This window comes from Burkholderia sp. Ax-1720, assembly GCF_011753035.1.
GTDB lineage: Bacteria > Pseudomonadota > Gammaproteobacteria > Burkholderiales > Burkholderiaceae > Burkholderia > Burkholderia gladioli.
Genome location: NZ_VWWK01000057.1, coordinates 1 through 24,490, shown reverse-complemented (window position 1 = coordinate 24,490; position 24,490 = coordinate 1). Strand labels below are relative to the sequence as shown.

At 70.0% G+C, this 24,490-nt stretch carries 25 protein-coding genes; 12 read left to right on the top strand and 13 right to left on the bottom strand.

Going from position 1 to position 24,490, the window contains the following annotated elements:
* Window positions 1-18 precede the first annotated feature (18 nt).
* Window positions 19-1,017, bottom strand: a complete 999-nt coding sequence (locus tag F3J18_RS18030) for a LysR family transcriptional regulator (protein ID WP_025098623.1) — start codon at window positions 1,015-1,017, stop codon at window positions 19-21.
* 126 nt (window positions 1,018-1,143) lie between these two features.
* On the opposite strand from F3J18_RS18030, the gene F3J18_RS18025 reads away from it, so the two are divergent.
* Together F3J18_RS18025 and dctA are read left to right on the top strand one after the other, a co-directional pair.
* Entirely contained in the window at window positions 1,144-2,310 is a 1,167-nt protein-coding gene (locus F3J18_RS18025; RefSeq protein WP_166913559.1) for a mandelate racemase/muconate lactonizing enzyme family protein, read from the top strand.
* A 166-nt stretch (window positions 2,311-2,476) separates the two neighbouring features.
* Entirely contained in the window at window positions 2,477-3,838 is a 1,362-nt protein-coding gene (dctA, locus tag F3J18_RS18020; RefSeq protein WP_025098621.1) for a C4-dicarboxylate transporter DctA, read from the top strand.
* A 117-nt stretch (window positions 3,839-3,955) separates the two neighbouring features.
* Here dctA and F3J18_RS18015 read toward each other — a convergent pair whose 3' ends face one another.
* Window positions 3,956-4,873: a LysR family transcriptional regulator gene (locus F3J18_RS18015; protein ID WP_166913558.1), complete on the bottom strand. Its 918-nt coding sequence runs from the start codon at window positions 4,871-4,873 to the stop codon at window positions 3,956-3,958.
* Between the two features lie 145 nt (window positions 4,874-5,018).
* On the opposite strand from F3J18_RS18015, the gene F3J18_RS18010 reads away from it, so the two are divergent.
* The 4 genes from F3J18_RS18010 to F3J18_RS17995 all read left to right on the top strand — a co-directional run bounded on the left by F3J18_RS18010 (window position 5,019) and on the right by F3J18_RS17995 (window position 8,397).
* Entirely contained in the window at window positions 5,019-5,723 is a 705-nt protein-coding gene (locus F3J18_RS18010; protein WP_025098619.1) for an SDR family NAD(P)-dependent oxidoreductase, read from the top strand.
* A 116-nt stretch (window positions 5,724-5,839) separates the two neighbouring features.
* Window positions 5,840-6,397: a carboxymuconolactone decarboxylase family protein gene (locus F3J18_RS18005; RefSeq protein WP_166913557.1), complete on the top strand. Its 558-nt coding sequence runs from the start codon at window positions 5,840-5,842 to the stop codon at window positions 6,395-6,397.
* A gap of 68 nt (window positions 6,398-6,465) precedes the next feature.
* The gene (locus tag F3J18_RS18000) at window positions 6,466-7,314 is read left to right on the top strand and encodes a helix-turn-helix transcriptional regulator (protein WP_166913556.1); all 849 of its coding nucleotides are present in this window, start codon (window positions 6,466-6,468) and stop codon (window positions 7,312-7,314) included.
* A 12-nt stretch (window positions 7,315-7,326) separates the two neighbouring features.
* A complete protein-coding gene (locus tag F3J18_RS17995; RefSeq protein WP_152554376.1) occupies window positions 7,327-8,397 on the top strand; it encodes a VOC family protein in 1,071 nt (356 codons plus the stop codon).
* Between the two features lie 111 nt (window positions 8,398-8,508).
* Here F3J18_RS17995 and F3J18_RS17990 read toward each other — a convergent pair whose 3' ends face one another.
* The 3 genes from F3J18_RS17990 to zapE form a co-directional block, all read right to left on the bottom strand.
* Window positions 8,509-9,774 carry an MFS transporter gene (locus F3J18_RS17990; protein ID WP_166913555.1) on the bottom strand — a complete coding sequence of 422 codons (1,266 nt, stop codon included), beginning with the start codon at window positions 9,772-9,774 and terminating at the stop codon, window positions 8,509-8,511.
* A gap of 279 nt (window positions 9,775-10,053) precedes the next feature.
* A complete protein-coding gene (locus F3J18_RS17985) occupies window positions 10,054-10,491 on the bottom strand; it encodes a DUF2471 family protein (RefSeq protein ID WP_013697316.1) in 438 nt (145 codons plus the stop codon).
* Between the two features lie 172 nt (window positions 10,492-10,663).
* Complete coding sequence (zapE, locus tag F3J18_RS17980) at window positions 10,664-11,692, bottom strand: cell division protein ZapE (protein ID WP_166913554.1); 1,029 nt, start codon at window positions 11,690-11,692, stop codon at window positions 10,664-10,666.
* Between the two features lie 251 nt (window positions 11,693-11,943).
* On the opposite strand from zapE, the gene F3J18_RS17975 reads away from it, so the two are divergent.
* Window positions 11,944-12,615 (top strand): flavin reductase family protein, encoded by a 672-nt coding sequence (locus F3J18_RS17975; protein ID WP_025098614.1) that lies wholly within the window; start codon window positions 11,944-11,946, stop codon window positions 12,613-12,615.
* 76 nt (window positions 12,616-12,691) lie between these two features.
* Here F3J18_RS17975 and F3J18_RS17970 read toward each other — a convergent pair whose 3' ends face one another.
* From F3J18_RS17970 to F3J18_RS17955, 4 genes are all read right to left on the bottom strand, one after another.
* Complete coding sequence (locus tag F3J18_RS17970) at window positions 12,692-13,057, bottom strand: NUDIX domain-containing protein (RefSeq protein WP_025098613.1); 366 nt, start codon at window positions 13,055-13,057, stop codon at window positions 12,692-12,694.
* Window positions 13,058-13,186: 129 nt separating this feature from the next.
* Entirely contained in the window at window positions 13,187-13,873 is a 687-nt protein-coding gene (locus F3J18_RS17965) for an HAD family hydrolase (protein ID WP_036034147.1), read from the bottom strand.
* A 272-nt stretch (window positions 13,874-14,145) separates the two neighbouring features.
* Window positions 14,146-14,916: a DeoR/GlpR family DNA-binding transcription regulator gene (locus F3J18_RS17960; protein ID WP_166913553.1), complete on the bottom strand. Its 771-nt coding sequence runs from the start codon at window positions 14,914-14,916 to the stop codon at window positions 14,146-14,148.
* A 182-nt stretch (window positions 14,917-15,098) separates the two neighbouring features.
* Window positions 15,099-16,355, bottom strand: a complete 1,257-nt coding sequence (locus F3J18_RS17955) for an MFS transporter (protein ID WP_166913552.1) — start codon at window positions 16,353-16,355, stop codon at window positions 15,099-15,101.
* Window positions 16,356-16,461: 106 nt separating this feature from the next.
* Here F3J18_RS17955 and F3J18_RS17950 point away from each other — a divergent pair, with 106 nt between their 5' ends.
* Window positions 16,462-17,334 (top strand): LysR family transcriptional regulator, encoded by an 873-nt coding sequence (locus F3J18_RS17950; RefSeq protein WP_025098609.1) that lies wholly within the window; start codon window positions 16,462-16,464, stop codon window positions 17,332-17,334.
* A 72-nt stretch (window positions 17,335-17,406) separates the two neighbouring features.
* Here the strand turns inward: F3J18_RS17950 and F3J18_RS17945 are convergent, their stop codons facing one another.
* A complete protein-coding gene (locus tag F3J18_RS17945) occupies window positions 17,407-17,982 on the bottom strand; it encodes a flavin reductase family protein (protein WP_166913551.1) in 576 nt (191 codons plus the stop codon).
* Window positions 17,983-18,159: 177 nt separating this feature from the next.
* Here F3J18_RS17945 and F3J18_RS17940 point away from each other — a divergent pair, with 177 nt between their 5' ends.
* Entirely contained in the window at window positions 18,160-18,492 is a 333-nt protein-coding gene (locus tag F3J18_RS17940; RefSeq protein ID WP_025098607.1) for a DUF2322 family protein, read from the top strand.
* Window positions 18,493-18,644: 152 nt separating this feature from the next.
* On the opposite strand, the gene F3J18_RS17935 is transcribed toward F3J18_RS17940, so the two are convergent.
* Entirely contained in the window at window positions 18,645-19,385 is a 741-nt protein-coding gene (locus F3J18_RS17935) for an HAD family phosphatase (protein ID WP_025098606.1), read from the bottom strand.
* Between the two features lie 109 nt (window positions 19,386-19,494).
* The gene (locus F3J18_RS17930; RefSeq protein ID WP_166913550.1) at window positions 19,495-20,922 is read right to left on the bottom strand and encodes a sugar porter family MFS transporter; all 1,428 of its coding nucleotides are present in this window, start codon (window positions 20,920-20,922) and stop codon (window positions 19,495-19,497) included.
* A gap of 419 nt (window positions 20,923-21,341) precedes the next feature.
* Here F3J18_RS17930 and F3J18_RS17925 point away from each other — a divergent pair, with 419 nt between their 5' ends.
* Together F3J18_RS17925 and dkgB are read left to right on the top strand one after the other, a co-directional pair.
* A complete protein-coding gene (locus tag F3J18_RS17925) occupies window positions 21,342-22,535 on the top strand; it encodes an MFS transporter (protein ID WP_166913549.1) in 1,194 nt (397 codons plus the stop codon).
* 126 nt (window positions 22,536-22,661) lie between these two features.
* A complete protein-coding gene (gene dkgB / locus F3J18_RS17920; RefSeq protein WP_166913548.1) occupies window positions 22,662-23,468 on the top strand; it encodes a 2,5-didehydrogluconate reductase DkgB in 807 nt (268 codons plus the stop codon).
* A gap of 109 nt (window positions 23,469-23,577) precedes the next feature.
* Here the strand turns inward: dkgB and F3J18_RS17915 are convergent, their stop codons facing one another.
* Window positions 23,578-23,967: a fucose-binding lectin II gene (locus F3J18_RS17915; RefSeq protein WP_105851485.1), complete on the bottom strand. Its 390-nt coding sequence runs from the start codon at window positions 23,965-23,967 to the stop codon at window positions 23,578-23,580.
* Window positions 23,968-24,265: 298 nt separating this feature from the next.
* Between F3J18_RS17915 and F3J18_RS37840 the strand changes: the two genes are divergently transcribed.
* The coding region (locus tag F3J18_RS37840; RefSeq protein ID WP_205195472.1) for a hypothetical protein at window positions 24,266-24,490 on the top strand (225 nt) is incomplete at its 3' end.

Genomic DNA, 24,490 nt, shown 5'->3' with positions numbered 1-24,490 from the left:
CGACTCGGTAGGCGTCCCTCAAGCTTCCTCGTTTGAACCCGTCGCGGCCCGGCGCCGGCGCGCCGATCTGGCGGGCGCCGGCGCGGCCAGCGCCGCCGCCTGCGCGACGTCGACGGGGATGAAGGGCGCCTGGAAGTGGTCGACCAGGAAGTCGATGAAGGCGCGCGAGCGCGTACTCTGCTTGCGCTGCCCGGGATAGTAGACATAGAGGTCGGCCGAGGGCAGCACCACCTCGGGCAGCACCAGCCGGAGGCGCCCGCTCTGCAGGTACTTGGCGAGATCCCATTCGGAGCGGATCAGGATGCCGTGGCCATCGAGCGCCCAGCGCAGCACGATGTCGCCGTCGTTGCTCGACAGCGAGCCGTTCACCTTCAGCGCCTCCAGGTGATCGTCCTGGATGAAGTTCCAGACGCCATAGGCATCGTCGTTCTGGCTGTGGATGATGCAGCGATGCGCGACCAGTTCCTCCTTGCGCAGCGGCGTGCCGGCGCGCTCCAGATACTTCGGCGAGGCGCACAGGAAGCGCCGGTTGCTCATCAGGCGGCGCGCGCGCAGCCGGCCGTCGGGCAGCTCGCCGAAGCGGATCGCCATGTCGAAACCGCCCTCGACCAGGTCGACCGGCTTGTCGGTCACCACGAACTGCACGTCCACATGCGGGTAGCGCTTGGCGAACTCGGAAACCAGCGGCGCGATGGTGGTGCGGCCGAAACCCAGGGTGGCGTTCACGCGCAGGCGCCCATGCGGATCGGCCGGCGTGCCGGCGATCGCATCCTCCATCTCGCGCACCTGCTCCAGGATGCGCGCCGCGTAGCGCGCGTAGGTCTCGCCCTCGGGCGTGAGGCTGATGCTGCGCGTGGTGCGGTTCACCAGCCGCGCGCCCAGGCGCGCCTCCAGGATGCCGAGCCGCTTGGTGGCCGCCGGCGGCGTGAGCCCCATCGAGCGCGCCGCGCCCGACAGGCTCCCGAGCTTGGCCAGCTGGACGAAGAACGCGAAGTCGGAGGTGATGTCGGTTTTCACTTCTGGTGAAAGATGAAATGAATTCCGGTGAATTCTAGCGCCGGTCGACGCGACTAAGCTAGACCCCGTTGCCGCATGGTTTGCGTGCCCGAACACCGAGAATTCGTGTCACCAGGAGACACCCGCATGAGAATCGTAGAAATCCGCGAAAAGACCGTCCCGATCAGCTCGCCCATCCGCAATGCCTACATCGATTTCAGCAAGATGACGCTGAGCCTGGTGGCGGTGATCACCGACGTGATCCGCGACGGCAAGCCGGTGGTCGGCTACGGCTTCAATTCGAACGGCCGCTACGGCCAGGGCACGCTGATGCGCGAGCGCTTCATCCCGCGCCTGCTCGAGGCCGACCCGGCCTCGCTGGTGGATGACGCCGGCACCAATCTCGATCCGCACAAGATCTGGGCCACCCTGTTCCAGAACGAGAAGCCGGGCGGCCATGGCGAGCGCTCGGTGGCGATCGGCACCATCGACATGGCCGTGTGGGACGCGGTGGCGAAGATCGAGGGCAAGCCGCTGTTCCAGTTGCTGGCCGATCGCTACGGCGACGGCCAGCCCGATCGCAAGATCTTCGTCTACGCGGCGGGCGGGTATTACTACCCGGGCCAGGACCACGGCAAGCTCAAGGACGAGATGCGCAGCTATCTCGACCGCGGCTACACGGTGGTCAAGAAGAAGATCGGCGGCGCCTCGCTCGACGAGGACCTGCGCCGCATCGACTCGATCCTCAGCGTGCTCGGCGACGGCCAGAAGCTGGCGGTGGACGCCAACGGCCGCTTCGATCTCGACACCGCGGTGCAGTACGCCAAGGCGCTCTCGCAATACGATCTGTTCTGGTACGAGGAGCCGGGCGACCCGCTCGACTTCGAGCTGCAGGCCACGCTGCGCAACTATTACGCGAACCCGATGGCCACCGGCGAGGACCTGTTCTCGATGCAGGACGCGCGCAACCTGATCCGCTACGGCGGCATGCGCGCCGACCGCGACTGGCTGCAGTTCGACTGCGCGCTCAGCTACGGCCTGGTCGAATACCTGCGCACGCTGGAGATGCTGCGCGAGCACGGCTGGTCGGCCAGGCGATGCATCCCGCACGGCGGCCACCAGATGTCGCTGAACATCGCGGCGGGGCTCGGGCTGGGCGGCAACGAATCCTATCCGGACCTGTTCCAGCCTTACGGCGGCTTCCCCGACGGCGTGAAGGTCGACCACGGCTACATCACCATGCCGGACCTGCCGGGCATCGGCTTCGAGGGCAAGTCGGACCTGATCGTCGAGATGCGCAAGCTGTCGGACTGAGCGCGGCAGGCAGTCCCTCGCGGGGCCGCGTCCGACGACGCGGCCCCGCCGTTTCACTCCAAGAACAAGAAAGACTGGCGGATTCGCGTGCAGGGCCGCGACGAGACGGACGCGGGAGGCGCGCGTTCCGGTTCCCATCGGAAGACGGCATGCACAGGAGACAGACATGCTGGTATCGCGCATCCGGAAATCGCTTTCGCGCCTCTACGTGCAGGTGCTGATCGGTATCCTCGCCGGCGTCGTGGTCGGCCACTTCCTTCCCGATCTCGGCTCGCAGTTGAAGCCGCTCGGCGACCTCTTCATCAAGCTGATCCGCATGGCGCTCGCGCCGATCATCTTCGCCTCGGTGGTGGTCGGCATCGCGCGCATGAACGACCTGCACGAGGCGGGCCGCGTCGGCGTCAAGGCGCTGCTGTATTTCGAAGTGGCCTCGACGCTCGCGCTGCTGATCGGCCTGGTGATCGTCAACCTGGTGCGGCCCGGCAGCGGCATGAACATCGACCCGGCCACGCTCGACAGCGCCTCGATCGCCACCTACACGCACGCGGCCCAGCAGCACGGCATGCTCGAGTTCTTCATGAGCATCGTGCCGGGCAGCATCGTCGGCGCCTTCGCCAAGGGCGAGATCCTGCCGATCATCTTCTTCTCGGTGATCTTCGCGATCGCGCTGGCCAAGCTCGGGCCGCGCACCGCGCCGCTGGTGGACATGCTCGACATGTTCCTGCAGGGCATGTTCGGGGTGGTGCGCATCGTCATGTACGTGGCGCCGATCGGCGCCTTCGGCGGCATGGCCTTCACCATCGGCAAGTACGGCATCGGCACGCTGGCCTCGTTCGGCCAGCTGATGCTGTGCCTCTACCTGACCTCGGTGCTGTTCGTGGCGCTCGGGCTCGGGCTGGCGATGCGCCTGTGCGGGCTGTCGCTGTGGAAATACCTCCGCTACATCAAGGACGAGATCCTGATCACGCTCGGCACCGCCTCGACCGAGGCGGTGCTGCCGCAGATGCTGCTGAAGATGGAGCGCATGGGCTGCTCGCGGCCGGTGGTCGGCATGGTGCTGCCGACCGGCTATACCTTCAACGCCGACGGCACGGCGATCTACCTGACGATGGCGGCGCTGTTCATCGCGCAGGCCATGAACATCCACCTGTCGATCTGGGATCAGTTGCTGGTGCTGGGCGTGCTGCTGCTGACCTCGAAGGGCTCGGCCGGCGTGGCGGGCGCCGGTTTCGTCGCGCTGGCCGCGACCCTGGCGACGATGCGGCAGATTCCCGTCTCGGGGCTGGTGCTGCTGCTCGGCGTCGATCGCTTCCTCAACGAGGCGCGCGCGGTCACCAACCTGATCGGCAACGGCGTGGCGACGGTGGTGGTGGCGCGCTGGGAAGGCGCGCTCGACATGGACCGGGCGCGCGCGGTGCTCGATCGCACGCATCACGAGGAGCTGGCGCTGGAGGCGCCGCACGATGCACCGCCGGCCGATGCGCACGCGGGCGCGGGGCTGCCCTTGTCGGGGCCGGGCTTGGGTTGAGGTGGTTCGCGGGGCTTGCCCGTCGAGCGATCGAGGTAGCGGTGACGGGCGGCGAGGCGCTGCTCGTCGATGTGATCCGCTGATCGGAGGGGCGGCCGGGCCGGGGCTCGATCCGGCTCAGTCCGGCATCAGCCGTCGGCATTCGGCGAGCACGCGCTGGCGCAGCCAGCGATGCACGGGATCGGCCTCGAGACGCGGGTGCCACATCTGCGAGACGGTGATTCGCGCGGTCGCGACCGGCAGCTCGAACACATGCAGGCCGTCCTCGGCCGCGGCGCCGCGATGAACCAGGAACGAGGCCGGCGCCAGCGCCACCAGGTCGGTGCCGCGCGCGATCGCCAGCGCGGCCGGGAAGCCCGGCACCACGGCCACGATCGCGCGTTGCAGGCCGAGCCCGGCCAGCGCGTCGTCGACGGGGCCGCGCGGGTCCTCGTGACGCGAGGCGACCACATGCCCGAAGCCGGCATAAGCCTCGGCGCTGATCACGTCCTCGCGAGCCAGCGCATGCCCCTGCCTGACCACGCCCACGAATCGATCGCGGAACAGCGCCTGCAGGCGCACTTCCGGCCCCATCTCGCCGAGCACGCCGATCTCGAGTTCGGCCGAGCCGTCGCGCAGCGCCGCGGCGCTCTTCGAGGGCTTGGCGGTGAAGCGCAACCGCAGATGCGGCGCCTCGGCCGCGGCGGCCGCGACCAGGGCCGCGCCGAAGGCCTCGACGAAACCCTCGTTGCTGCGGATCGTCAGGGTGCGGCGCAGCGAGGCCAGGTCCAGGTCGGCGCCGGCGGGGCGCAGCACGGCCAGGGCTTCGTGCAGGGTGTCGCGGGTGCGTGAGCGGATCGCCTCGGCATGCGGGGTGAGCAGCATCTGGCGCCCGGCGCGCACCAGCAGCGGGTCGCCGGTGGCCTCGCGCAGCCGCGTCAGCGTGCGGCTCATGGCCGAGGCGCTCAGGCCGAGCCGTCGCGCGGCGCCGGCCACGCTGGCTTCGGCCAGCAGGGCGTCGAGCGCGACGAGGAGATTGAGGTCGGAATCGGCCATGCGCGGATCCTAGCATGGGCATTCCGACATGGCGTGCGCTGCAACCCATCCCTGCACGCCGCGCGCCTTCCGCCCGGCCGGGCCGCTCGCTACATTGCCTGCATCGGCCGACGATGGCGTCGGCCGGCTTGCCAGGACATCGCACATGACACATTCCCATTCCCAAGCGACCGCGCTGATCGTCGGGGCCTCGCGCGGCCTCGGTTTCGCCCTGGTCGACCAATACCTGCAACGCGGCTGGCGCGTGATCGCCACCGGCCGCGCCAGCTCGCTGGGCGCGCTGCGCCAGCGTGCCGAGCGCGCCGGCGGCCTGCTCGAGGTCGAGAGCGTCGACATCACCGTGCCCGAGCAGGTCGAGGCCTTGCATCGGCGGCTCGCCGGGCGCCGCCTCGAGCTGCTGTTCGTCAACGCGGGCGTGAAGAACGACGACGGCGAGACGATCGCCGATGTCTCCACCGACGAGTTCGTGCGCGTGATGGTGACCAACGCACTGAGCCCGATGCGCGTGATCGAGCGTTTCGAATCCCTGGTGACGGCCGCGGGCACGATCGGCCTGATGTCATCGGGGCAGGGCAGCGTGGCCAACAACGAGAACGGCAACTACGAGGTCTACCGCGCCAGCAAGGCCGCGCTGAACATGCTGATGCGCAGCTTCGCGGCGCGCCATGCCGGCGATCCGCGCACGCTGCTGCTGATGGCGCCGGGCTGGGTGCGCACCGACATGGGCGGCCCGCAGGCGCGCCTGGGCATCGACGAGAGCATCCCGAAGCTGGTCGACACGATCGCGGCGAACGCCGGGCGCCCGGGCCTGCAATACCTCGATTACCAGGGGCGCGTGGTGCCGTGGTGAGCGATGACGCGGCGGCTCGGCGATGACATCCGATGTAATTGGCGCGCCGCGCCCGCGCTCGTAGTCTGGCCGGGTCGCGCTGCCATTCCGGCGGCGCGCGTCGACCCGGAGCCATCATGTCGCTTTATCCCGTCCATACGATCGAATCCGCCCCCGCGCAATCGCAGCCGGTGCTGCGCCAGTTGCAGCAGGCCTTCGGCCTGATCCCGAACGTGGCCGCCACCATGGCGGCCTCGCCGGTGCTGATCCGCGGCTTCATCGGCCTGTTCGAGCAGGTGCATGCGAGCAGCCTCACCGAGCCGCAGATCCAGGTGCTGCTGCTGACCAACGCGGTGGTCAATGCCAGCGCCTGGCCGGTGGCCTTCCATACCGTGCTGGCCTTGCAGCAGGGCGTGGCGCCCGCCGACGTCGAGGCGATCCGGCGTGGCGAGCTGCCCGAGGACCCGCGGCTCGCCGCGCTCTCGGCGCTGGCGCGCAAGCTGATCGAGCGGCGCGGCCGCCTGCCCGGGGCGGATCGCGAGGCCTTCCTCGCGGCCGGCTTCAGCGCGCCGCAGGTGCTGGAGGTGGTCGCCGTGGTGGCGGCCTCGACCATCACCAACTACAGCTGCGGCGTGACGCAGCCGCCGCTCGAGGCACAATTCGAGGCTTACGCCTGGCAGGCACCGGCTGTTTGAGCGGGTTGGCCGCTCGTGCCGCCCCGTGTCACGCCGGTCACGCCGGTCACGCCATGCAAGGAGATCCGATGAGCGCCGAGCGTTCCGATCCGAAAACCGCCGCCAGCGAGCTGGGCGAGCTGCTGCGCTACTGGCGCGGTGTGCGCGGCGCGAGCCAGCTCGGGCTGTCGCTCGAGGCCGGCATCTCGCAGCGGCAGATCAGCTTCATCGAGAGCGGGCGCAGCGTGCCGGGCCGCGACACGCTGCTGACGCTGGCCCAGGCGCTCGAGGTGCCGCTGCGCGAACGCAATGCCTTGCTGCTCGCGGCCGGCTACGCGCCCGTCTACGCGGAGCCGCCCTGGAACGCGCAGGAGATGCAGGGCGTGATTCGCGCGCTGGAGCGGCTCGTTTCGCAGCACGAACCTTTTCCGGCGATCGTGATGGACCGTCACTGGAACGTGCTGATGAACAACCAGGCGGCGCTGCGCTTGTTCGGCAGCTTCATCGACATGGCCGCGCGCCAGGAGCCGCGCAACATGCTGCACCTGATCTTCGATCCGCGCGGCCTGCGCCCCTTCCTGGACGACTGGGACGCGGTGGCGCGCAGCCTGCTGCAGCGCCTGCATCGCGAGACGGTGGGTCATGCCGTGGATGCCGGCACGCGGCGCCTGCTCGACGAACTGCTCGCCTATCCGGCGGTGCCGCGCGACTGGCGCACGCATCGCGCGAGCGCGTCCTCGGCGGGCCTGCCGATGATCCCGCTGGGCTTCGTCAAGGACGGCGTGGTGCTGCGCTACTTCTCGCTGGTCACCACGGTGGGCGCGCCGCAGAGCGTGAGCGCGCAGGAGCTGCGTCTCGAATCGATGTTTCCCGCCGACGAGCAGACCGAGGCCCGGCATCATCAACTGCTGGCCGGGCAAAAACTGGCGCCGGGCTAGACGCGCAAACCGATGCGCAAACCGGCGCATCGGGAAGTCCGTTCGTGCTTTTTCCCGCGCCGGCGAGTTCCCGTCGCCGATGCTAGACTGTCCGGCCGGCGCGATGCATGCGCAATGCCAGAACAAGCAGCAAAGACCGGAGACGACCCGATGGCGATTACCAGAATCGAATCAGTGACGTACGGTGTTGACGAACTTGCCGACAGTATCCGTTTCGTCGAGGATTTTGGCCTCGCTCGTATCGATACCAGCAACGATCGCGTCGTGTTCGCCACGCCCGCGAACCAGTCGCTGCGATTGGTCGCCGCGCAGGCGCGCGACCTGCCCGAAGGCCTGGAGACCGGCTCGACCTTGCGCGAGCTGATCTGGGGCGTCGATTCGATCGCCTCGCTCGATGCGCTGCACAACACGCTGTCGCGCGATCGCGCGGTGCGCGTGGATGGCGAGGGCGTGCTGCATACCCATGACGAGACCGGCTACGCGATCGGCTTCGCGCTCGCGCAGCCGCTGCCGATCGGCGAGATCCGCCGCGGCGGGGATGGCGCGGGCCGCGCGCAGGGCGTGCGCGACGACCTGTTCTACTGGAACCGCACCTTCGATGCCTATACGCGCGCACGCGTGCTGCGGCTGGCGCGTGTCACGCTCGACATTCCCGAGGCGGGACGCGACGCGGCGATCGATTTCTATCGGCACCGGCTCGGTTTCGAACTGGCCGCCTCGGCGCCGGGCGCGGGCAGCTTCCTGCGCTGCGGTGCCGGGGTTGGCCGTCACGGCCTGCGCTTGAGCGAGCGCGCCAATCGACCCGGCATCAACCGCATCGCCTTCGAGGTCGGCGATCTCGACGACCTGATCGCGGGCGGCAATTTCATGGGCGCGCAGGGCTGGCAGGGTTCGCGCCGGCTCGACCGCGATCGCTCCGGCGCCAATGTGTTCCGCTGCTTCGACGCCCCCTGCGGCGGGCGTTTCGAATACGCGGCCGAGCGCGACCCGGCCAACGAGCGCGGCGGCGTGCGCTTTCGCGAGATGCTGTCGCGGCAGGACCCGGTATCGGTGGCGATGCGCGTCGACGGCATGTCGTACTGAAGCGAGCCGCAGCGCTCGCTCTGCATTTCCCGCCTCGGCTTCCTCGCTTCAGACTCGCCGCTTCAGTGTCCCCGCTTCAGTTTCCCCGCTTCGGGTTCCCGCATCATCCCCTCATTCCGCTGCCGCCGGCCGCGTGCCGGCCCCGCCCGAGCGCGCCACCCGCGCGCGCATCATCGCATTGCCCAGCGCGCCGAGCGCCATGATCGCGGCGGTGCCGAAGAAGGTCGAGCGCATCCCGTAGTGACCGCCGAAGTAGCCGCCCGCGAGCGGCCCGAGCACCTGCCCCGCGTATTGCGAGGAGGTCGAGTAGCCGAGCAGGGTGCCGGCCACCGAGGGCGGCGCGGCGTGGCGGATCACGCTGGCCACGCAGGGCAGCAGGCCGCCCAGCGCGATGCCCATCGCGAAGCGCAGGGCGATCAACTGCCAGCCGGCGGTGACGAAGGCCTGCGGGACCAGCAGCACCGCCGAGGCGGCCAGGCAGCCGACGATCACGTTCCAGTGGCCGATCCGGTCGGCCAGCCGGCCGAGCCGCGAGGCCGACAGGATGCTGCCGAGCGCGGCGCCCGACATCACCAGCCCGGCCACCAGGGTGACCTGGTGCGCCGGCACCAGTTGCGCGACATAGACCGTGATGATCGGCTCGATCGACATGTTGGCCAGCATCAGCAGCGCGCCGGTGACCAGCATCGCGGCCACCGGGCGCCGGTCGGGCAGCGCGGCCCAGCCGGGCTTGTCGGCGGCGCCGCGGCCGGCCGCGGCGGGGCGGTCGCGCTTGATCAGGAACACGGTGGCGAGGAAGGTCAGGCCGATCGCGGCGCCGGCCACCTGGAAGGTCGCGCGGATGCCGATCAGCGAGGGCAGCCAGCCGCCGATCAGCGGCCCGGCGATATTGCCGGCCATGATGCCCGAGGACAGCAGGCCGAGCGCCCAGCCGCAGCGCGCCTTCGGCGTCTGGGTGGCGACCAGCACGGTGGAGCCCGAGGCGTAGCCGCCCAGCAGGCCCACCGCGAGCCGCAGCGCCACCAGTTGCCAGACGTCGTGCGCGATCCCCATCAGCGACATCACGATGGTCATGCCGAGGCTGGCGCGGATCAGCATCAGCTTGCGCCCGTAGCGATCGGCCAGGCGCCCCCACAGCGGCGCGGTCAGCGCGGCGGTGAAGAAGGTCGCGCCGTAGGCGATGCCGGACCATTGCACGATCGCGGCCGGCTCGTGCACGCCGAGCTGCTCGACATAGAGCGGCAGGAAGGGCAGCAGCAGGGTCATCGAGACGATGGTGGTGAACGAGCCGAACACGCAGACGGCCAGGTTGCGGCGCCAGTGCGCGTGGCCGTCGTCGTCGGTGCCGGCCGGCGGGCGGTAAGCGGGACGGCTCATCGCGTCTCCTCGGTGGTAGCGGTCTTGTGGGGCCGCCGTGCGCGGTGCGGGGCGGCAATCGGGACGATGCTACGCCGCGCGCGAGGGCGCAAACAGACGCCTTGGGATACCGGTATGGAGACTACCTGCTTCGGGTTCGGCCGATGCAGTCAGAGGGCGGGAAGGGAATGCAGAACAGCCGAACGAAGAAAAGCCGGCGCGGGAAGCGCCGGCTGGTCACGCCAGTCGATGGGGCGGAGAAGCGCAAGGCGGGTTCGGGCGCCGCGCGCGGCGGGGGCCTCAATCGACCTCGATGTCGTTCGCGCCGAGCAGGGCGGCCGCCACGCCGATCACGAGCGGCATGTCGTCGTCGTCCACGCGCAGGTTCGCCTCGGCATGCTGCTCCTCCTCCAGGCCGCGCCGCCCGGCCAGCCGCGGCAGGCTGGCGAGCATCGACGGATCGTGGCGGGCCCGGAAGCCGGGGTCGTTGAAGGCGCGTTCCTCGATCGCCAGCAGCATCGCCCAGCTCGGGCCGCGCAGCTCGCCGAACGGGCTGCCGCGCCGCGGGCCGAAGGCACGGCGCGCCAGCGTGACGAGGATCTGATGCAGATCCTGGGTGGCGCGGTAGCGCGCGCGGTGCGACTCGATCTGCTCGAGTTCGTAATCGTCGACCAGCCAGTCGGCATCGGGGCGCGCGCCGGTTTGGCTGCTCGGGCTCAGGTCGGACATCGTCGTCATGGAAGACCTCGTCGGGTGATCTGGTACTGTAAATATATACAGTCTTTTTGGCCTGTGCAATCGGTCTCGCGTGAATTCGATGCAATCGGCCGGAGCCCGGTGAGGCCCGTGGGGCGGCGCTTCGGGACGAACGGGGGCGGGCGGCTGGCGATCGACGGCGATCGGGGCGCGATCAGCGTCGCGCCGCCGCCCGCATCTCGCTGATGCGCGACCAGGTCCGCTCGATGCCGTGCACGTCGTCGCGCTGGCCGACGCGTGCCTCGTAGTCGGCGTCGTGCAGGAAGACCAGGCTGGCCTGCTGGTCGTAGAGGATGTCGACCAGCCAGACGAAGCGCTGCAGCGTGGCGCGCGCGGTGGACGCGTCGAGCGCCACGTGGTCGAGGACCAGCACGCGGTAGCGCGCGGCCAGGTCGAGGTAGTCGAGATGCGAGCGGGCCTGCGCGCAGAGCGCATCGAAGTCGCAGAACAGGGTGTGGGCGCCTGCCGCCCTGGCTTCGAGCGGGCGCGTGGCGATCGGCACGCGCGTGTCGGTGGCGAGGATGGTGTCGCCGTGGCGCACGAACAGCGCGGCGAGGCTGCCGTCGCCGGGCGTGGCGTCGCCGGCCGGCGCGGCCTGGCGGCCATGCCCGGGCGCGATGCGCCGATAGTCGACGGCGCCCTCGAAGGGCAGCATCAGGCAATGCGCCTGGAGCGCGGCGATGGTCGGCTCGAAGCGATGATGGAATTCGGGATCGGGCAGCAGCGCCGAGGGCGCCTGGTTCGAGGTGAACAGCAGGTAGACGCGCCGCGCGATCGCCACGCGCAGCAGCGCGGCGAGGATCAGCGCGTCGGCGATGTCGTGCACGTGGAACTCGTCGAACCAGAGCAGCCGGCTGTTGCCGAGCCACTGCGCGAGCACCTCGCCGAGCTTGTCGTCGGACGGCGGCGCGGCCACCAGGCGGCGGTTCACGTCGCGCAGGAAGGCGTGGAAATGGGTGCGCACGCGCGCGCCGGGATAGGCCTCGTGGAACAGCGCGGCCAGCAGGCTCTTGCCGCGCCCCGGCGGCCCGTAGCAGTAGGCGCCGATCAGGTCCTCGGGCAGGGCGCCCGTCAGCAAGGCATCCAGGCGCGCCGCGGCTGCCATCTGATCGGCATCCAGGCGCAGCGCGCGCCGCTCGAGTGCGGCGATCAGCCAGGCGGGCAGGGGCGGCGGGGTGGGCATCGAGTGGCGGCGCGGCTTGAGCGGCAGGTTGGGCTGGGCTGATTAGGGAGCGACGAGCGCCCGACAGTCTGCCATAGCGCGCCAGGGGCCGGCGGCTCGGCGGTGCTCGGCACACGCGCCGCGCAGCGGCGGCGCCCTGCAACGCGAGGCGAGATGCGCTAGTGTTCGAGGCTGCGGCGCGCGCCGCGATCCGGTCTCGACCCCGGCCGGCCCCGCGCGCCATTCTTCCCCGAGTCGAGCAGGAGCCCCGCGTGAGCGCGCCCCAGGAATCCCCTTACCACTACTACGAACCGGCGGCCGGCCACGGCCTGCCGCACGACCCGTTCAACGCGATCATCGGGCCGCGCCCGATCGGCTGGATCTCGAGCGTCGACGCCGAAGGCCGGCCGAACCTCGCGCCCTACAGTTTCTTCAACGGCTTCAACTACCGGCCGCCGATCATCGGCTTCGCCAGCCTGGGCTGGAAGGACAGCGTGGCGAACATCGACGCGACCGGCGAATTCGTCTGGAATCTCACCACGCGCGCGCTGGTCGAGCAGATGAACATCAGTTGCGCGCCGCTGCCGCGCGGCCAGAGCGAGGCGGAGGTGGCGCGCCTGGAGCTGGTGCCGTCGCGGCGCGTGCGCGCGCTGCGCGTGGCGGCCAGCCCGGTGCACTTCGAGTGCCGCAAGACCCAGATCGTGCGCCTGCAGGATGCCGGCGGCGGCGAGCTCGGCAGCTGGCTGGTGCTGGGCGAGGTGGTGGCCGTGCATATCCGCCGCGAGCTGCTGCGCGACGGCATCTATCGCACCGCCGAGGCGCATCCGGTGCTGCGCGCCGGCGGCCCCGGCGACTACGCGGCGATCGAACCCTCGGCGATGTTCGAGCTGCTGCGTCCGCAATCGGCCGAGGATGCCGAGCGCATGGGGCGCGCCTTCGATTGAAGGGCGCGCGGCGCGTGGGTGCCGCCGCGCCGGCCGAGCGTCCTGTCTTGTCGCGGCGACCTCGGGATCGACGCCCTCACGACCCCATCTTCGTCACCATCTCGACGATCTTGCGCGTCGGCACGCTGACGGCCAGCGTCTCGAACTTGCGGCGGCCGAACCAGTGGCAGCGCAGGATCTCGTTGCTGGCCAGCGCCTTGCGGCCGGCCGGCACGTCGGCGATGAAGACGTGGTGGCGCTTGCTGAGCCCGCCGAACTGGAACGCGTAGTGCAGTTCGAGATCGTCGAGGCGGGTTTCCTCGAACAGTTCGCGGCAAGCCGCCTCATGCGGCGTCTCGCCGGCGTGGATGGTGCCGCCGGGCAGGGCCCAGCGCGAGCGGGCCCGCGTCACCAGCAGGATCTTGTTGTCGCGTCGGCACAGGACGGTGGCGCGTTCTTTCATCGTTATCGGTATTCGGTCGGGACGGCGGCGCCCGGGGCGCGGCTTCGTCGTGCGGCATCGTCGCGATCGGGGCGGCGAGGCAAATGGCGGGGACGGCGCCGGCATATCGGTTGCCGACCCTTCCCGGGTTCAGGGGAACAGCTCGAGCACGGGCCAGCCGCGTTCGTCGGCGATCGCCCGTAATCGCGCATCCGGGTTGGTGGCGACCGGGTCGGTGACGCGCTCCAGCAGCGGCAGGTCGTTGATCGAGTCGCTGTAGAAGAAGCTGCGCGGGAAATCCTCGAGGCTGGCGCCGAGCGTGGCCAGCCATTGCTCGGTGCGCGTGATCTTGCCTTCGCGGAACGAGGCCACGCCGAGCGCCGCGCCGGTGTAGCGCGCGGCCGGATCGCCGCCCTCGGTGGCCAGCTCGATCGCCAGCAGGTGCTCGAAGCCGAGCGCGCGGCCGATCGGGCCGGTCACGAAGGCATTCGAGGCGGTGACGATGCAGCACAGGTCGCCGGCTTGCCGGTGACGCTCGATCAGCTCGCGCGCGGCCGGCAGGATCGCCGGCTCGATCACGTCGGCCATGTAGCGCTGGTGCCAGCCGTCGAGCTCGGCGCGCGTGTGGCGTGCCAGCGGCGCGAGCGCCACGCGCAGGTAGCCGTCCATGTCGAGCGCGCCGGCCGCGTAGTCCCGATAGAGGCGATCGATCGAGGCCACGTGCTCGGCCGCGCCATCGATGCCGATCCGGGCCAGGAAGTGCGCCCAGGACTGGTCGCTGTCGAGCGGCAGCAGGGTGTGGTCGAGATCGAACAGCGCGAGGTGACGACGGCTCATCGGACTTCCTGACGACAACGGGGCGGGCAGCCGGATCGCGACAGGGAGGCGGGCGCGGAACCGGAACGATGAAAAATGCTAACGACAATTCCACGAATCGGCAAATCAGCAAATCTCTGCAACCGCCCCGAAAGCAACCGGCAAGCGGCATTGGGCGGTTTTCCCGTGCGATTCTTTACGTCGAGCTTGTCAATCGTGTGTCATTCCGTGGCGTTTTTGCCTCGACGCGGAGGCCATGCCTCGCATCGACACGCGCGCCGGGCGCCGGCGCGTCAGGCCAGCAGCACCTTCGGCAGGCGCCGCTCCAGCGCGGCGAAGGCGTCGGCGCCGGCGGCGCCGCGTTCGGTGACGAGCAGGTCGATCGCGTCGGCCGCGCAATAGCTCACGCGGCTGCGCAGGCCCAGGCGCGCGGCATCGGCCAGCATCACCACGCGGTCGGCCGCCTCGCACATCGCGCGTGCCACCTCGGCCTGGGCGCGGTCGACATGGCTCGCGCCGTGCCGCGCGTCCAGGCCGTCCGGCGCGAGCAGGGCCAGGTCGGCGCGATGGCGTTGGATCTCGCGCACCGTCTCGGCGCTCGCGGTGGCCAGCGTCTGGGCGGCCACCGCGCCGCCCAGCATGATCACCTGGTTGGCGTTGGCCGCTTGCGTCAGCGGCGCTCGCAGGCGCGCGACCACGTCGAGCGAGTTGGTGAGGATGGTCAGGCCTTCGAGCGCGACCAGTTCGTCGGCCAGCGCCTGGCTGCGACTGTCGGCGTCGAGGAACAGGGTCTGGCCGGCGCCGACCTGGGCTGCCGCGGCCTTGGCGATGGCCCGCTCGACGCGTTCACGCGCGGGCGCGCGCTCGATGGCGGCGGCCGGCGCGTCGGGGCGTATCGCGCCGCCGCGCACGCGCACCAGGTCGCCGAGGGTTTCGAGATCGAGCAGGTCGCGCCGCACGGTTTCGCGCGATACGCCCAGCTCGGCCATGATGCGTTCGGTCGAGACGCGATGCAGCGCGGTGAGCAGCGCGCGGATGCGTTGATGACGGTCTTCCTGCCACATGGGGCTGTCCTGGGGGCTGTCCTGTCGCTGGGGCCGGGGCTGGTGAGCCGGGTTGCGCGGCAGTGTGGCAGGCCTGTGTGGCAGGTCCGTGTAGCGATGGGGCGATGAGGCGATCTGGGGGAAGCGGAGGCGAGGTCGGCGGTGACGGCGGGATCGTACCTCACTCGCGTTTTACCCGCGCTTCAAGCCGTGTGCGCCCCGCCAGCCGGGCGCGTCACCCGCCGCGCGGCGCGCGCCAGGTAGGCCACGCAGGCCAGGGCCGCCGCCAGCAAAGCCAGCGCATAGGCCGCCACCGCGTGCCAGCCGCCGTCCTGCCAGAACTGCCCGCCCCAGGAACCGAGCACGCTGGAGCCGACGTAATAGGCCAGCAGGTAGAGCGCCGAGGCATAACTCTTGGCGCCCTGCGCGAGCAGGCCCACCCAGCTGCTGGCCACCGAATGCGTGATGAAGAAGCCGATCGTCAGCAGCGCGATGCCGACGATCACCACCGCCAGCGAGGCGTCCAGCGTGAGCGCCACGCCGGCCGCGCTGGTCGCCACCCCGGCCACGATCACCGGGGCCCGGCCGAAGCGGTCGGCCAGCGCGCCGGCCGTGGAGGAGGCGACGATGCCGAACACGTAGGCGCTGAAGATCAGGCCGCAGCGCGTGGCGTCGAGCGAGAAGGGCGGCGCCATCAGGCGGAAGCCCGCGTAGTTGTAGATCGTCACGAATTCGCCCATCGCCAGGAAGCCGATCGCGAACACCGCCGGCAGGGCCGGGTGCGCGAGCTGGCGACGCCATTGCGCGACATGCTCGCCGAGGCTCACGCCCGCGCGCGGCACGAAGTGGCGCGAGGCGGGCAGCAGCAGCGCGAAGCCGATCGCCACCGCGATGTCGATCGCGCCGATCCACTGCATCGCCGCGCGCCACGACATCCAGTCGCTCAGCATGCTCATGCCGACCCGCCCGACCATCCCGCCGAAGGCGGTGCCGCCCACGTAGAGCCCCATCGACAGGCCGAGCCCGCGCGGCTGGATCTCCTCGGCCAGGTAGGCCATCGCGGTGGCCGGCACGCCGCCCAGCACCAGGCCCTCGAGCGCGCGCGCTGCCAGCACACCCGGCCAGCTCGGCATCCAGGCGGCCGCCAGGTTCAGCGCGGCGGCCAGCGCCATCGACACGAACATCAGGCGGCGCCGGCTCAGGCGCTCGGACAGCGCGCTGGCCGCCAGGATCGCGACGGCGAGGCAGCCGGTGGACAGCGACAGCGCCAGCGAGCTCTGCGCCGCGCCGATCGAGAAGGCCTGCGCGAACAGCGGCAGCAGCGGCTGCACGCAGTACAGCAGCGAGAAGGTCGAGAAACCGGCCAGGAACAGCGCGAGGCTGATGCGGCGATAGTCGGCGCTGCCGGGGGCGACGCGCGTGTCGGCGGCTGCCGGGGCGGGGGAGGAAGCAGGGCTCATGATGGTACGGGCGTAAGGACTTGACGACAGCCCCGATTGTCCGCGCCGCTAGTTATACTGTCCAATATATGAAAAGGATCAAAGAAAGACGTTTTACAGATATCTCATGGAACTCCGCCATCTCCGTTATTTCCTCGCGATCGCCGAGGAATCGAATGTGACGCGCGCGGCCGAGCGGCTCGGCATCGGCCAGCCGCCGCTCAGCCAGCAGATCCGCAACCTGGAGCGCGAGCTCGGCGTCGAGCTGTTCCGGCGCACCGCGCACGGCGTGGTGCTGACCAGCGCGGGCCAGGCCTTCCGCGTCGAGGCCGCGCGGGTGCTCGACGACGCGGCGCGGGCGCGGCGTGCGGCCCAGCAGGCCGGCAATGGCGAAACCGGCATCCTGCGGCTCGGCTTCACCGCCTCGGCCGTGTTCAACCCCGTGGTGCCGGCGCTGATCCAGCGCTTCAAGGCGGCCTATCCCGGTGTGGACGTGTCGCTCGACGAGGCCAACACGCCCGAGCTGGTGCGGCGCCTCGCGGACGAGCGGCTCGACGCGGTGTTCGTGCGGCCGGGCCCGAGCTCGTTCGAGGGCCTGGCGCTGCGGCCGTTTCCCGACGAGCCGATGAAGCTGGTGGTGCCGGCCTCGCATCGCTTCGCGCAGCGGCGGCGCGTGGCATTGGCCGAGCTCGCCGACGAGGCCTTCGTGCTGGTGCCGGGGCCGGCCGGCGCCACGCTCTACGCCGAGATCCTCGATGCCTGCCGGCGCGCGGGCTTCCTGCCGCGGCTCGCGCAGGAGGCGCCGCAGATCTCCTCGGTGATCAACCTGGTGGCGGCCGGGCTCGGGCTGTCGATCGTGCCGGCCGCGTTCGAGCAGGTGCGGGTGCAGGGCGTGCGTTATCTCGACATCGACGGCGTGCCGGCGGTGGCGCGCCTGGCGCTGGCCACGCGCGAACGCGAGCGCGAGCAGGTGGTCGCGAACCTGGTGGCCTTGCTGTGAGGGAGGCCGCCGCCCGTCGGAAGGCGGGCGGCGGCAGGCAGGGGCGGGCGGCGCGGCTGAGCGCCTGGCCGCTTACAGCGGCTTGGCCTGCGTGATGCTCGAGGCGCGCACGAACTTGCCGGCGCCGAGATGATGGATGGTGTGCAGCTCCGGGTGGCTGTCGTCGAGGTTCCAGTGGCCGTTGGCAAACACGCGGCTGTCGGCGGCGGCCGAGACCACCTCGCAGAAGCAGGTGTCGTAGGCATCCTCGGTGTGTTGCTCCGGAATCAGGCGGCATTCGAGCCAGGCCGCGCAGCCGGTCTCGATCACCGGCACGCCCAGTGCGGGGCCGGGGCGCGCGTCGATCGCGTAGCGCGCGAACTTGTCCTCGTCGCGGCCGCTCGTGCTGCCCACCGCGAAGGTGAGGTCGAGCGCGGCGAAGCCCGGCACCACGATGCCGAAGATGCCGCTCTTGGCGATCAGCTCGCGCGTGTAGGTGTTCTTGTCGATCACCACGGCCAGGCGCGGCGGCGTGAATTCGACCGGCATCGACCAGGCGGCGGCCATCACGTCGCGGCGGGTGCCGTCGGTGCTGGTGACCAGCACGGTCGGGCCGTGGTTCAGCAGGCGGCTCGCATGGTCGAGCCGCACGGGAGCGAAATGCGTCATGGCAAGGGGCGGGGCGGTGAACGAAGCGACCGATTCTACCGGGCGCCGAAAAACCGCGCCGGCCTGTGTCGATCGGCGAGGCAGGCGCGTCGCGCCGATGGCGGCCGACAATGTCGACCGGGAATATCGACTAAGATACGGCCCGCCCACTTTTACCGACCTTCAGCGGAGCCTGCCGTGATTCAACCGACCCCCGTCTTCAAGGACAACCTCGCCCAACTGCCGCCGATCGACGGCATCGAACGGATCGACCTGGTCGATGCCAGCGGTGCGGTGCTCGCCACCATCGAGAACAAGCCCGGCAAGCAAGGCTCGCTGGCCGTCTATCACTATCTGCAACTGGTGTTCGGCACGCTCGACGCGAAGGCGGCCGAGCATGGCCTGGCGGTGTTCGGCGAGCACACGGCCGACGCGCGCAACCGTCCCGGCGCGCACCCGAACGTCGATCGCCTGCTGGAAGTCGCCAACGGCGGTGCCGCGCTGCGCATCGACGTGATCCCGGCGCTCTGAGCGCCGGATGAACGGCACGCGGCGGTGCATGGCCGCCGCGTCGTGACGAAACGGGCCGTCTCGCGGGAGACGGCCCGTTTTGTTTTTACGGCACCGAATCGATTTATCGCCGCCGGGCCGAGGTCGGCCGCCGCCCGGCGATCGGCGCCGGCTCAGGCCGCCGAATTCGCCGGCTGCGACGAATCGCTGGCCACGCCGAACTCGCCGTCGAGCCAGCGCGCCACCACGCCGGGCAATTCCGTCATGCGCTCGAAGGTGACGTGCACACCGATCTCGCGCAGCGCCTCGCGCCGCTCGGCCGGCGAGTGCGCGCTGCCGGTGAAGCCGAGCACGGTCATGCCGGCGGCCAGCGCGGCACGCGCGCCCGTCACGCTGTCCTCCACCACCGCGCAGCCCGAAGGCGGCACCTGCAGCGTCTCGGAGGCGGCCAGGTAGACATCGGGCGCGGGCTTGGGCCGTGCCACGCGCTCGCCCGTGAAGAGGCGGTTGCCGAAGACGCTGTCCAGGCCGAGCCGCTTGACCACGCGCTCGACATAATCGAGGTCGCTGTTGCTGGCGCAGGCCAGGCGCAGCTCGATCGACTTCAGCGCCTCGACCGCGCCGGCGATCTCGGGCGCATCGGCCGCGCGCGTGCGGATCTCCTCGCGGATCGCGTGGATCTGCGGCTCGTCGATGCTGCGGCCGAACACCTTGGCGGCCTCGGTCAGCACCACGGCCGTGCGCATGCCGAGCAGCGGGCGGATCGCGTCGTGCACGCCCTCGACCTGCCAGAGCGCCTCGAGGCGCTCGATGACGATGCGTTCGGCGATGGCCTCGCTGTCGACCAGCACGCCGTCGCAGTCGCTGATCAGGGCGCGATCGGTGCGCAGCGTGGAAGGGAAGGGGGATGACATGGGGAAGTTCTCCTGCGGTAACCGGCCATGATACCGGGAACGTCGGGCGCCGGTCATCCCGGCGCCCGACATGGGTTTGCCCGTCGGCGACCGCCGCGGCCGCGGTGTTTCAGGGCGTGCGGCGCGCGCGGGCGGCGGCGCGCGGCGTGAAGCGGCCTTCCTTGAGCGCGCGCTCGATGTGCTCGAGGCTGCGCCCGCGCGTCTCCGGGACCGCGAAATAGATGAACAGGCAGGCCAGCAGGTTCAGCGCCGCATAGACCCACATCGCGCCGCCCACCCCCAGCCATTGCGTCATGCTCAGCGCGGTGCCCGTGAGCAGCAGGTTCGAACCCCACAGCGTGGCCGCGTGCGCGCCGGTGGCCTGGTTGCGGATCGCTACCGGATAGAGTTCGGAGCCGAGCAGCCAGCCGATCAGCTGGATGCCGCCCGAGTTGAAGATCATGAACACGATCAGGCAGGCCACGATCCACAGCGGCCGCTGCGCGCCGCCGGCGCCGTCCTGCAGCACCCAGCCGAGCGCGGCGAGGCTGGCGGCGGCCACCGGCAGCGTCGCCAGGCTCAGCGCGCGGCGCCCGACGTGGTCGATCAGGAGCTTGCCGACGAAGGTCATCACCAGGTAGGTGGTGGCCACGCCCAGCGCCGCCCAGAGCGCGGCCGAGGCGCCGAAGCCGGCGTCGCGCAGGAAGGTCGGCGTGTAGTAGATCATCATCTCGATGCCGGTGAGCTGGGTGAAGGCGGCCACGCCGAGCCCGGCGACCAGCGCGGGCCTGACCCAGGGCTCGCGCATCGCGCGCCAGCCGCCGGCGCCGTCGCGGCGCTGCCGCTCGACGGTGGCGCGGATCTCGGCCAGCTCCTCGCGCACCGCGCGCTCCGAGTCGCGCACCTGCGCGAGCGCGGCGCTGGCATCGTGCAGGCGGTCCTGCTCGACCAGCCAGCGCGGGCTGCCGGGCAGCCGCGAGATGCCGAACAGCAGCACCAGCGAGGGCAGCACCGCCAGGCCGATCATCAGCCGCCAGTCCACCAGCTGCTGGCCGGCCACGCCGACGATGGCCGCCATCAGGATGCCGATCCCGATCGAGACGTTGAAGTAAGTGACCAGCCGGCCGCGCCGCGCCGGCTCGGCGAGTTCGGCGATGTAGGTGGGCACGATCTGGGTCGAGCCACCCACCGCGAAGCCGAGCACCAGGCGCGCCGCGCCCAGCCAGAGCGCCGAAGGCGACAGCGCGGCGGCGATCACGCCGACGGTGTAGATCGCGGACACGACCAGGATCGTGCGGCGCCGGCCCAGGCTGGCCGACAGGCGCGTGCAGGCCAGCGCGCCGATCACGGCGCCGAGCAGGATCGCCGCGGCCACCCATTCCTGGGCGCGGTAGTCGAGCGCGAAATCGCGCGCGATCAGCGGCAGCGCGCCCGAGATGATGCCGGTGTCGTAGCCGTAGAGGCCGCCGGCGATCGCGGCGACGGCCGCCGTGATGCGCATGGTGGCGGCCTGCGAGCGCTTTCGGCCGGTGTCGATCGCGAGCGATTCGGTGCTCATGCCTTGTCTCCTGTCTCGATGCTTATGAAGGGCGGCGCCGTCCAGCCGTGCTGCGGCGCGATAGATCAATTATGCATCAACAGAGCAAAAGATCGTATTTGGGATTCGGGAAGAAATTCGTGCAGGAATGCGGGCTACGGCCGGATCGCCGGAGCAATGAAGGGAATTGGCATATTGCGCGGAGATTCGTGATGATGGAGCAATAAAAAACACTTATCGAAACAATAAGCGTGAATGATGACGCGTGTCCTTGCCTTGAAATGGCAAGGGTGGAGGGTTCGCCAGTGCCCCGATCATTGACTTCGAGTCAAGGGTCTTTCCACGACGACCGGCTTTTTGCATGGCAACATCGCGGGCACACTACGCATCAACCGAAATCGCGGGCGTCCGTCGTCCGCTTCGCCACAGGACCCGCTGCCATGAACGCTTCCTCCTCCACCGCCGCGTCGGCCCCGCGCTCGACGCTTCCGCTGCTCGCGCTGGCCGTCGGCGCGTTCGGCATCGGCACCACCGAGTTCTCGCCGATGGGGCTGCTGCCGGTGATCGCCGAGGGCGTGCATGTCACGATCCCGAGCGCCGGCATGCTGATCAGCGCCTACGCGATCGGCGTGATGGTCGGCGCGCCGGTGATGACCCTGCTGCTGGCGCGCGCCTCGCGGCGCACCGCGCTGATGCTGCTGATGGGCATCTTCACGATCGGCAACCTGCTCTCGGCGGCGGCGCCCGACTACACCACGCTGCTGCTGGCGCGCCTCGTCACCAGCCTCAACCATGGCGCCTTCTTCGGCATCGGCTCGGTGGTGGCGGCCTCGGTGGTGCCGCGCGAGCGGCAGGCCAGCGCGGTGGCGACCATGTTCATGGGCCTCACCATCGCCAATGTGGGCGGCGTGCCGGCGGCCACCTGGCTCGGCCAGATGATCGGCTGGCGGATGTCCTTCGTCGCCACCGCGGGCCTCGGCCTGCTGGCGATCGCGGGGCTGTTCGCGGCCCTGCCCAGGGGCGAGTCGGGCCGCATGCCGGATTTGCGCGCCGAACTCGCGGTACTCACGCGCCCCGTGGTGCTGGGCGCGCTGGCCACCACGGTGCTGGGCGCGGGCGCGATGTTTACGCTCTACACCTACGTGGCGCCGACCCTCGCGCAGCTCACGCATGCCACGCCGGGTTTCGTCACCGCGATGCTGGTGCTGATCGGCGTCGGTTTCTCGATCGGCAACGTGGCCGGCGGCCGCCTCGCCGACCGCTCGCTGGACGGCAGCCTGATCGCCTTCCTGCTGCTGCTGATCGTGGTGATGCTGGCCTTCCCGATGCTGGCCGCGACCCATGTGGGCGCCGCGCTGGCCCTGCTGGTATGGGGCATCGCGACCTTCGCGGTAGTGCCGCCGCTGCAGATGCGCGTGATGCGCGCCGCCTCGGAAGCGCCGGGCCTGGCCTCCTCGGTCAACGTGGGCGCCTTCAACCTCGGCAACGCGCTGGGCGCGGCGGCCGGCGGCGCGGCGATCTCCTCGGGCCTCGGTTACTCGGCGGTGCCGATGGTCGGCGCGGGAATCGCGGTGCTGGGCCTGCTGCTGGTGCTCTCGCAACTGCGCCGCCGTCCGCGGGCGCTGGCCTGCTGAGCGCCCGAAGACTCGCGCGGCGCGCCCGGCGCGCCGCTTTTCATCGGCTTTTTATCCGCTTTTCATCCGCATTTCATCCTTATCCGGCCGGCATCGCGCCGGCACTCATCGACAGGACAACGAATCATGACTAGCCTTCCTCCGTTCGGCCTCGGCACGTTTCGCCTGAAAGGGCAGGTGGTGGTCGACTCGGTGCGCGACGCGCTCGAGCTCGGCTATCGCGCGATCGACACCGCGCAGATCTACGACAACGAGGCCGACGTCGGCCGCGCGATCGCCGAATCGGGCGTGGCGCGCCAGGAGCTGTACCTCACCACCAAGATCTGGGTCGACCATTACGCGGCCGACAAGCTGGCGCCGAGCCTCGAGGCGAGCCTTGCCAAGCTGCGCACCGACCAGGTGGACCTGACGCTGATCCATTGGCCCGCGCCCGGCAACGGCGTGCCGCTGGCGGCCACGCTGGAGGCGCTGGCCGAAGCCAAGGCGCGCGGCCTGACGCGCGAGATCGGCATCTCGAACTTCAATATCGCGCTGACGCAGGAGGCGATCGAGGTGCTCGGCGCCGAGGCGATCGCGACCAACCAGATCGAGCTGAGCCCCTATCTGCAGAATCGCAAGCTGGTGGCCTTCCTCGAATCGCAGGGCATCGCCGTGACCTCGTACATGACGCTGGCCTACGGCAAGGTGCTGGGCGACCCGGTGCTCGGCGAGATCGCGGCCGCGCATGGCGCGACGCCGGCGCAGGTGGCGCTGGCCTGGGCCCTGCAGCTCGGTCACGCGGTGATCCCCTCGTCGACCAAGCGCGCCAACCTGGCCAGCAACCTGCTGGCTCGCGACCTGAAGCTGAGCGACGCGGAGATGGCGCGCATCGCCGGCCTCGAGCGCAACGGCCGCGAAGTGAGCCCGGCTGGCCTGGCGCCTGAATGGGATTGAGCGAATCGCGTGTGTCCCGCTCCGGACGAATGCCGGAGCGAGGCGTGATGCATCGAAAAACGGCCGCCCGTATTCGGGGCGGCCGTTTTGCATTCCTGTTTCTTTTTTCTCAGCCGATCGGCCATTGCAGGACCGCGATCCCGTCGTTGTAGTCGCTGTCGTGGCCGTCTTCCGAAACGAGGATGCCGAAATTGACCGTGAACGGCTGGCCATCGGACTTCTTGCCGTTGATCGGCGCGAGCCGCGCATCGGTGGCCGATTTCTTGCCGTTGACCGTTACCTCGAAGCGGATCTTGCCGTTGCCGGAATTGAGCGTGGATTCGCGCGGGCCGTCGCGCGTGGTCAGCTTGTGATAGGCCGCCGGTTCCTGGCTGTCGCCGATGAACAGCTTGATGTGCTGCTGCTCGGCGGCATTGGCGAAGAAGATCGCGCGGAACTGGGTATTGGGCGGAATCGAGAATTCCCCGGCGCGATTCGATGAGATTTGCGTATCGGACATGCTTTCCTCCTGAAGATCAATGAGTGAAGCCTGAATCCTTTGTCTGCATCATTGGCTGCCGTTTGAAACACGGCTCGCCGAGCGTATCGGCAAATAAATCGAAAAATATTCCGGGATGAATGAATCGGGATGGATGAGGGATAAAGCGAAAATAAGGCGGGGTTTATTGATTTGAATATCGATATTCAAATCGATTGGCGAGCGGTGGTGTCAACGACACATCGCATCGTTGATGGATTTTGATACTCGGCGGGGGATATTCCTCGTCGCTCGCGATGAGCGACGAGGATGGGCGCAAGTGCAGGCTCAGGGATTCGGCGTGGCAGCCGAGGCGGCAGCGGGTGCCGATGTGGTGGGCGTCGAGGCAGCGGGCGTCGAGGCGGCCGGTGCCGAAGCGGCAGGGGCCGCTGCCTGCGCTGCGCTCGACATCGAGGCAGGCACGGCCGGCGAGGGAGCCGGCGCGGACGGGGCCACGGCGTTCGGCGCGGTGGCCGGCGCGGCAGGTGCCGGATTCGGCGTGGCC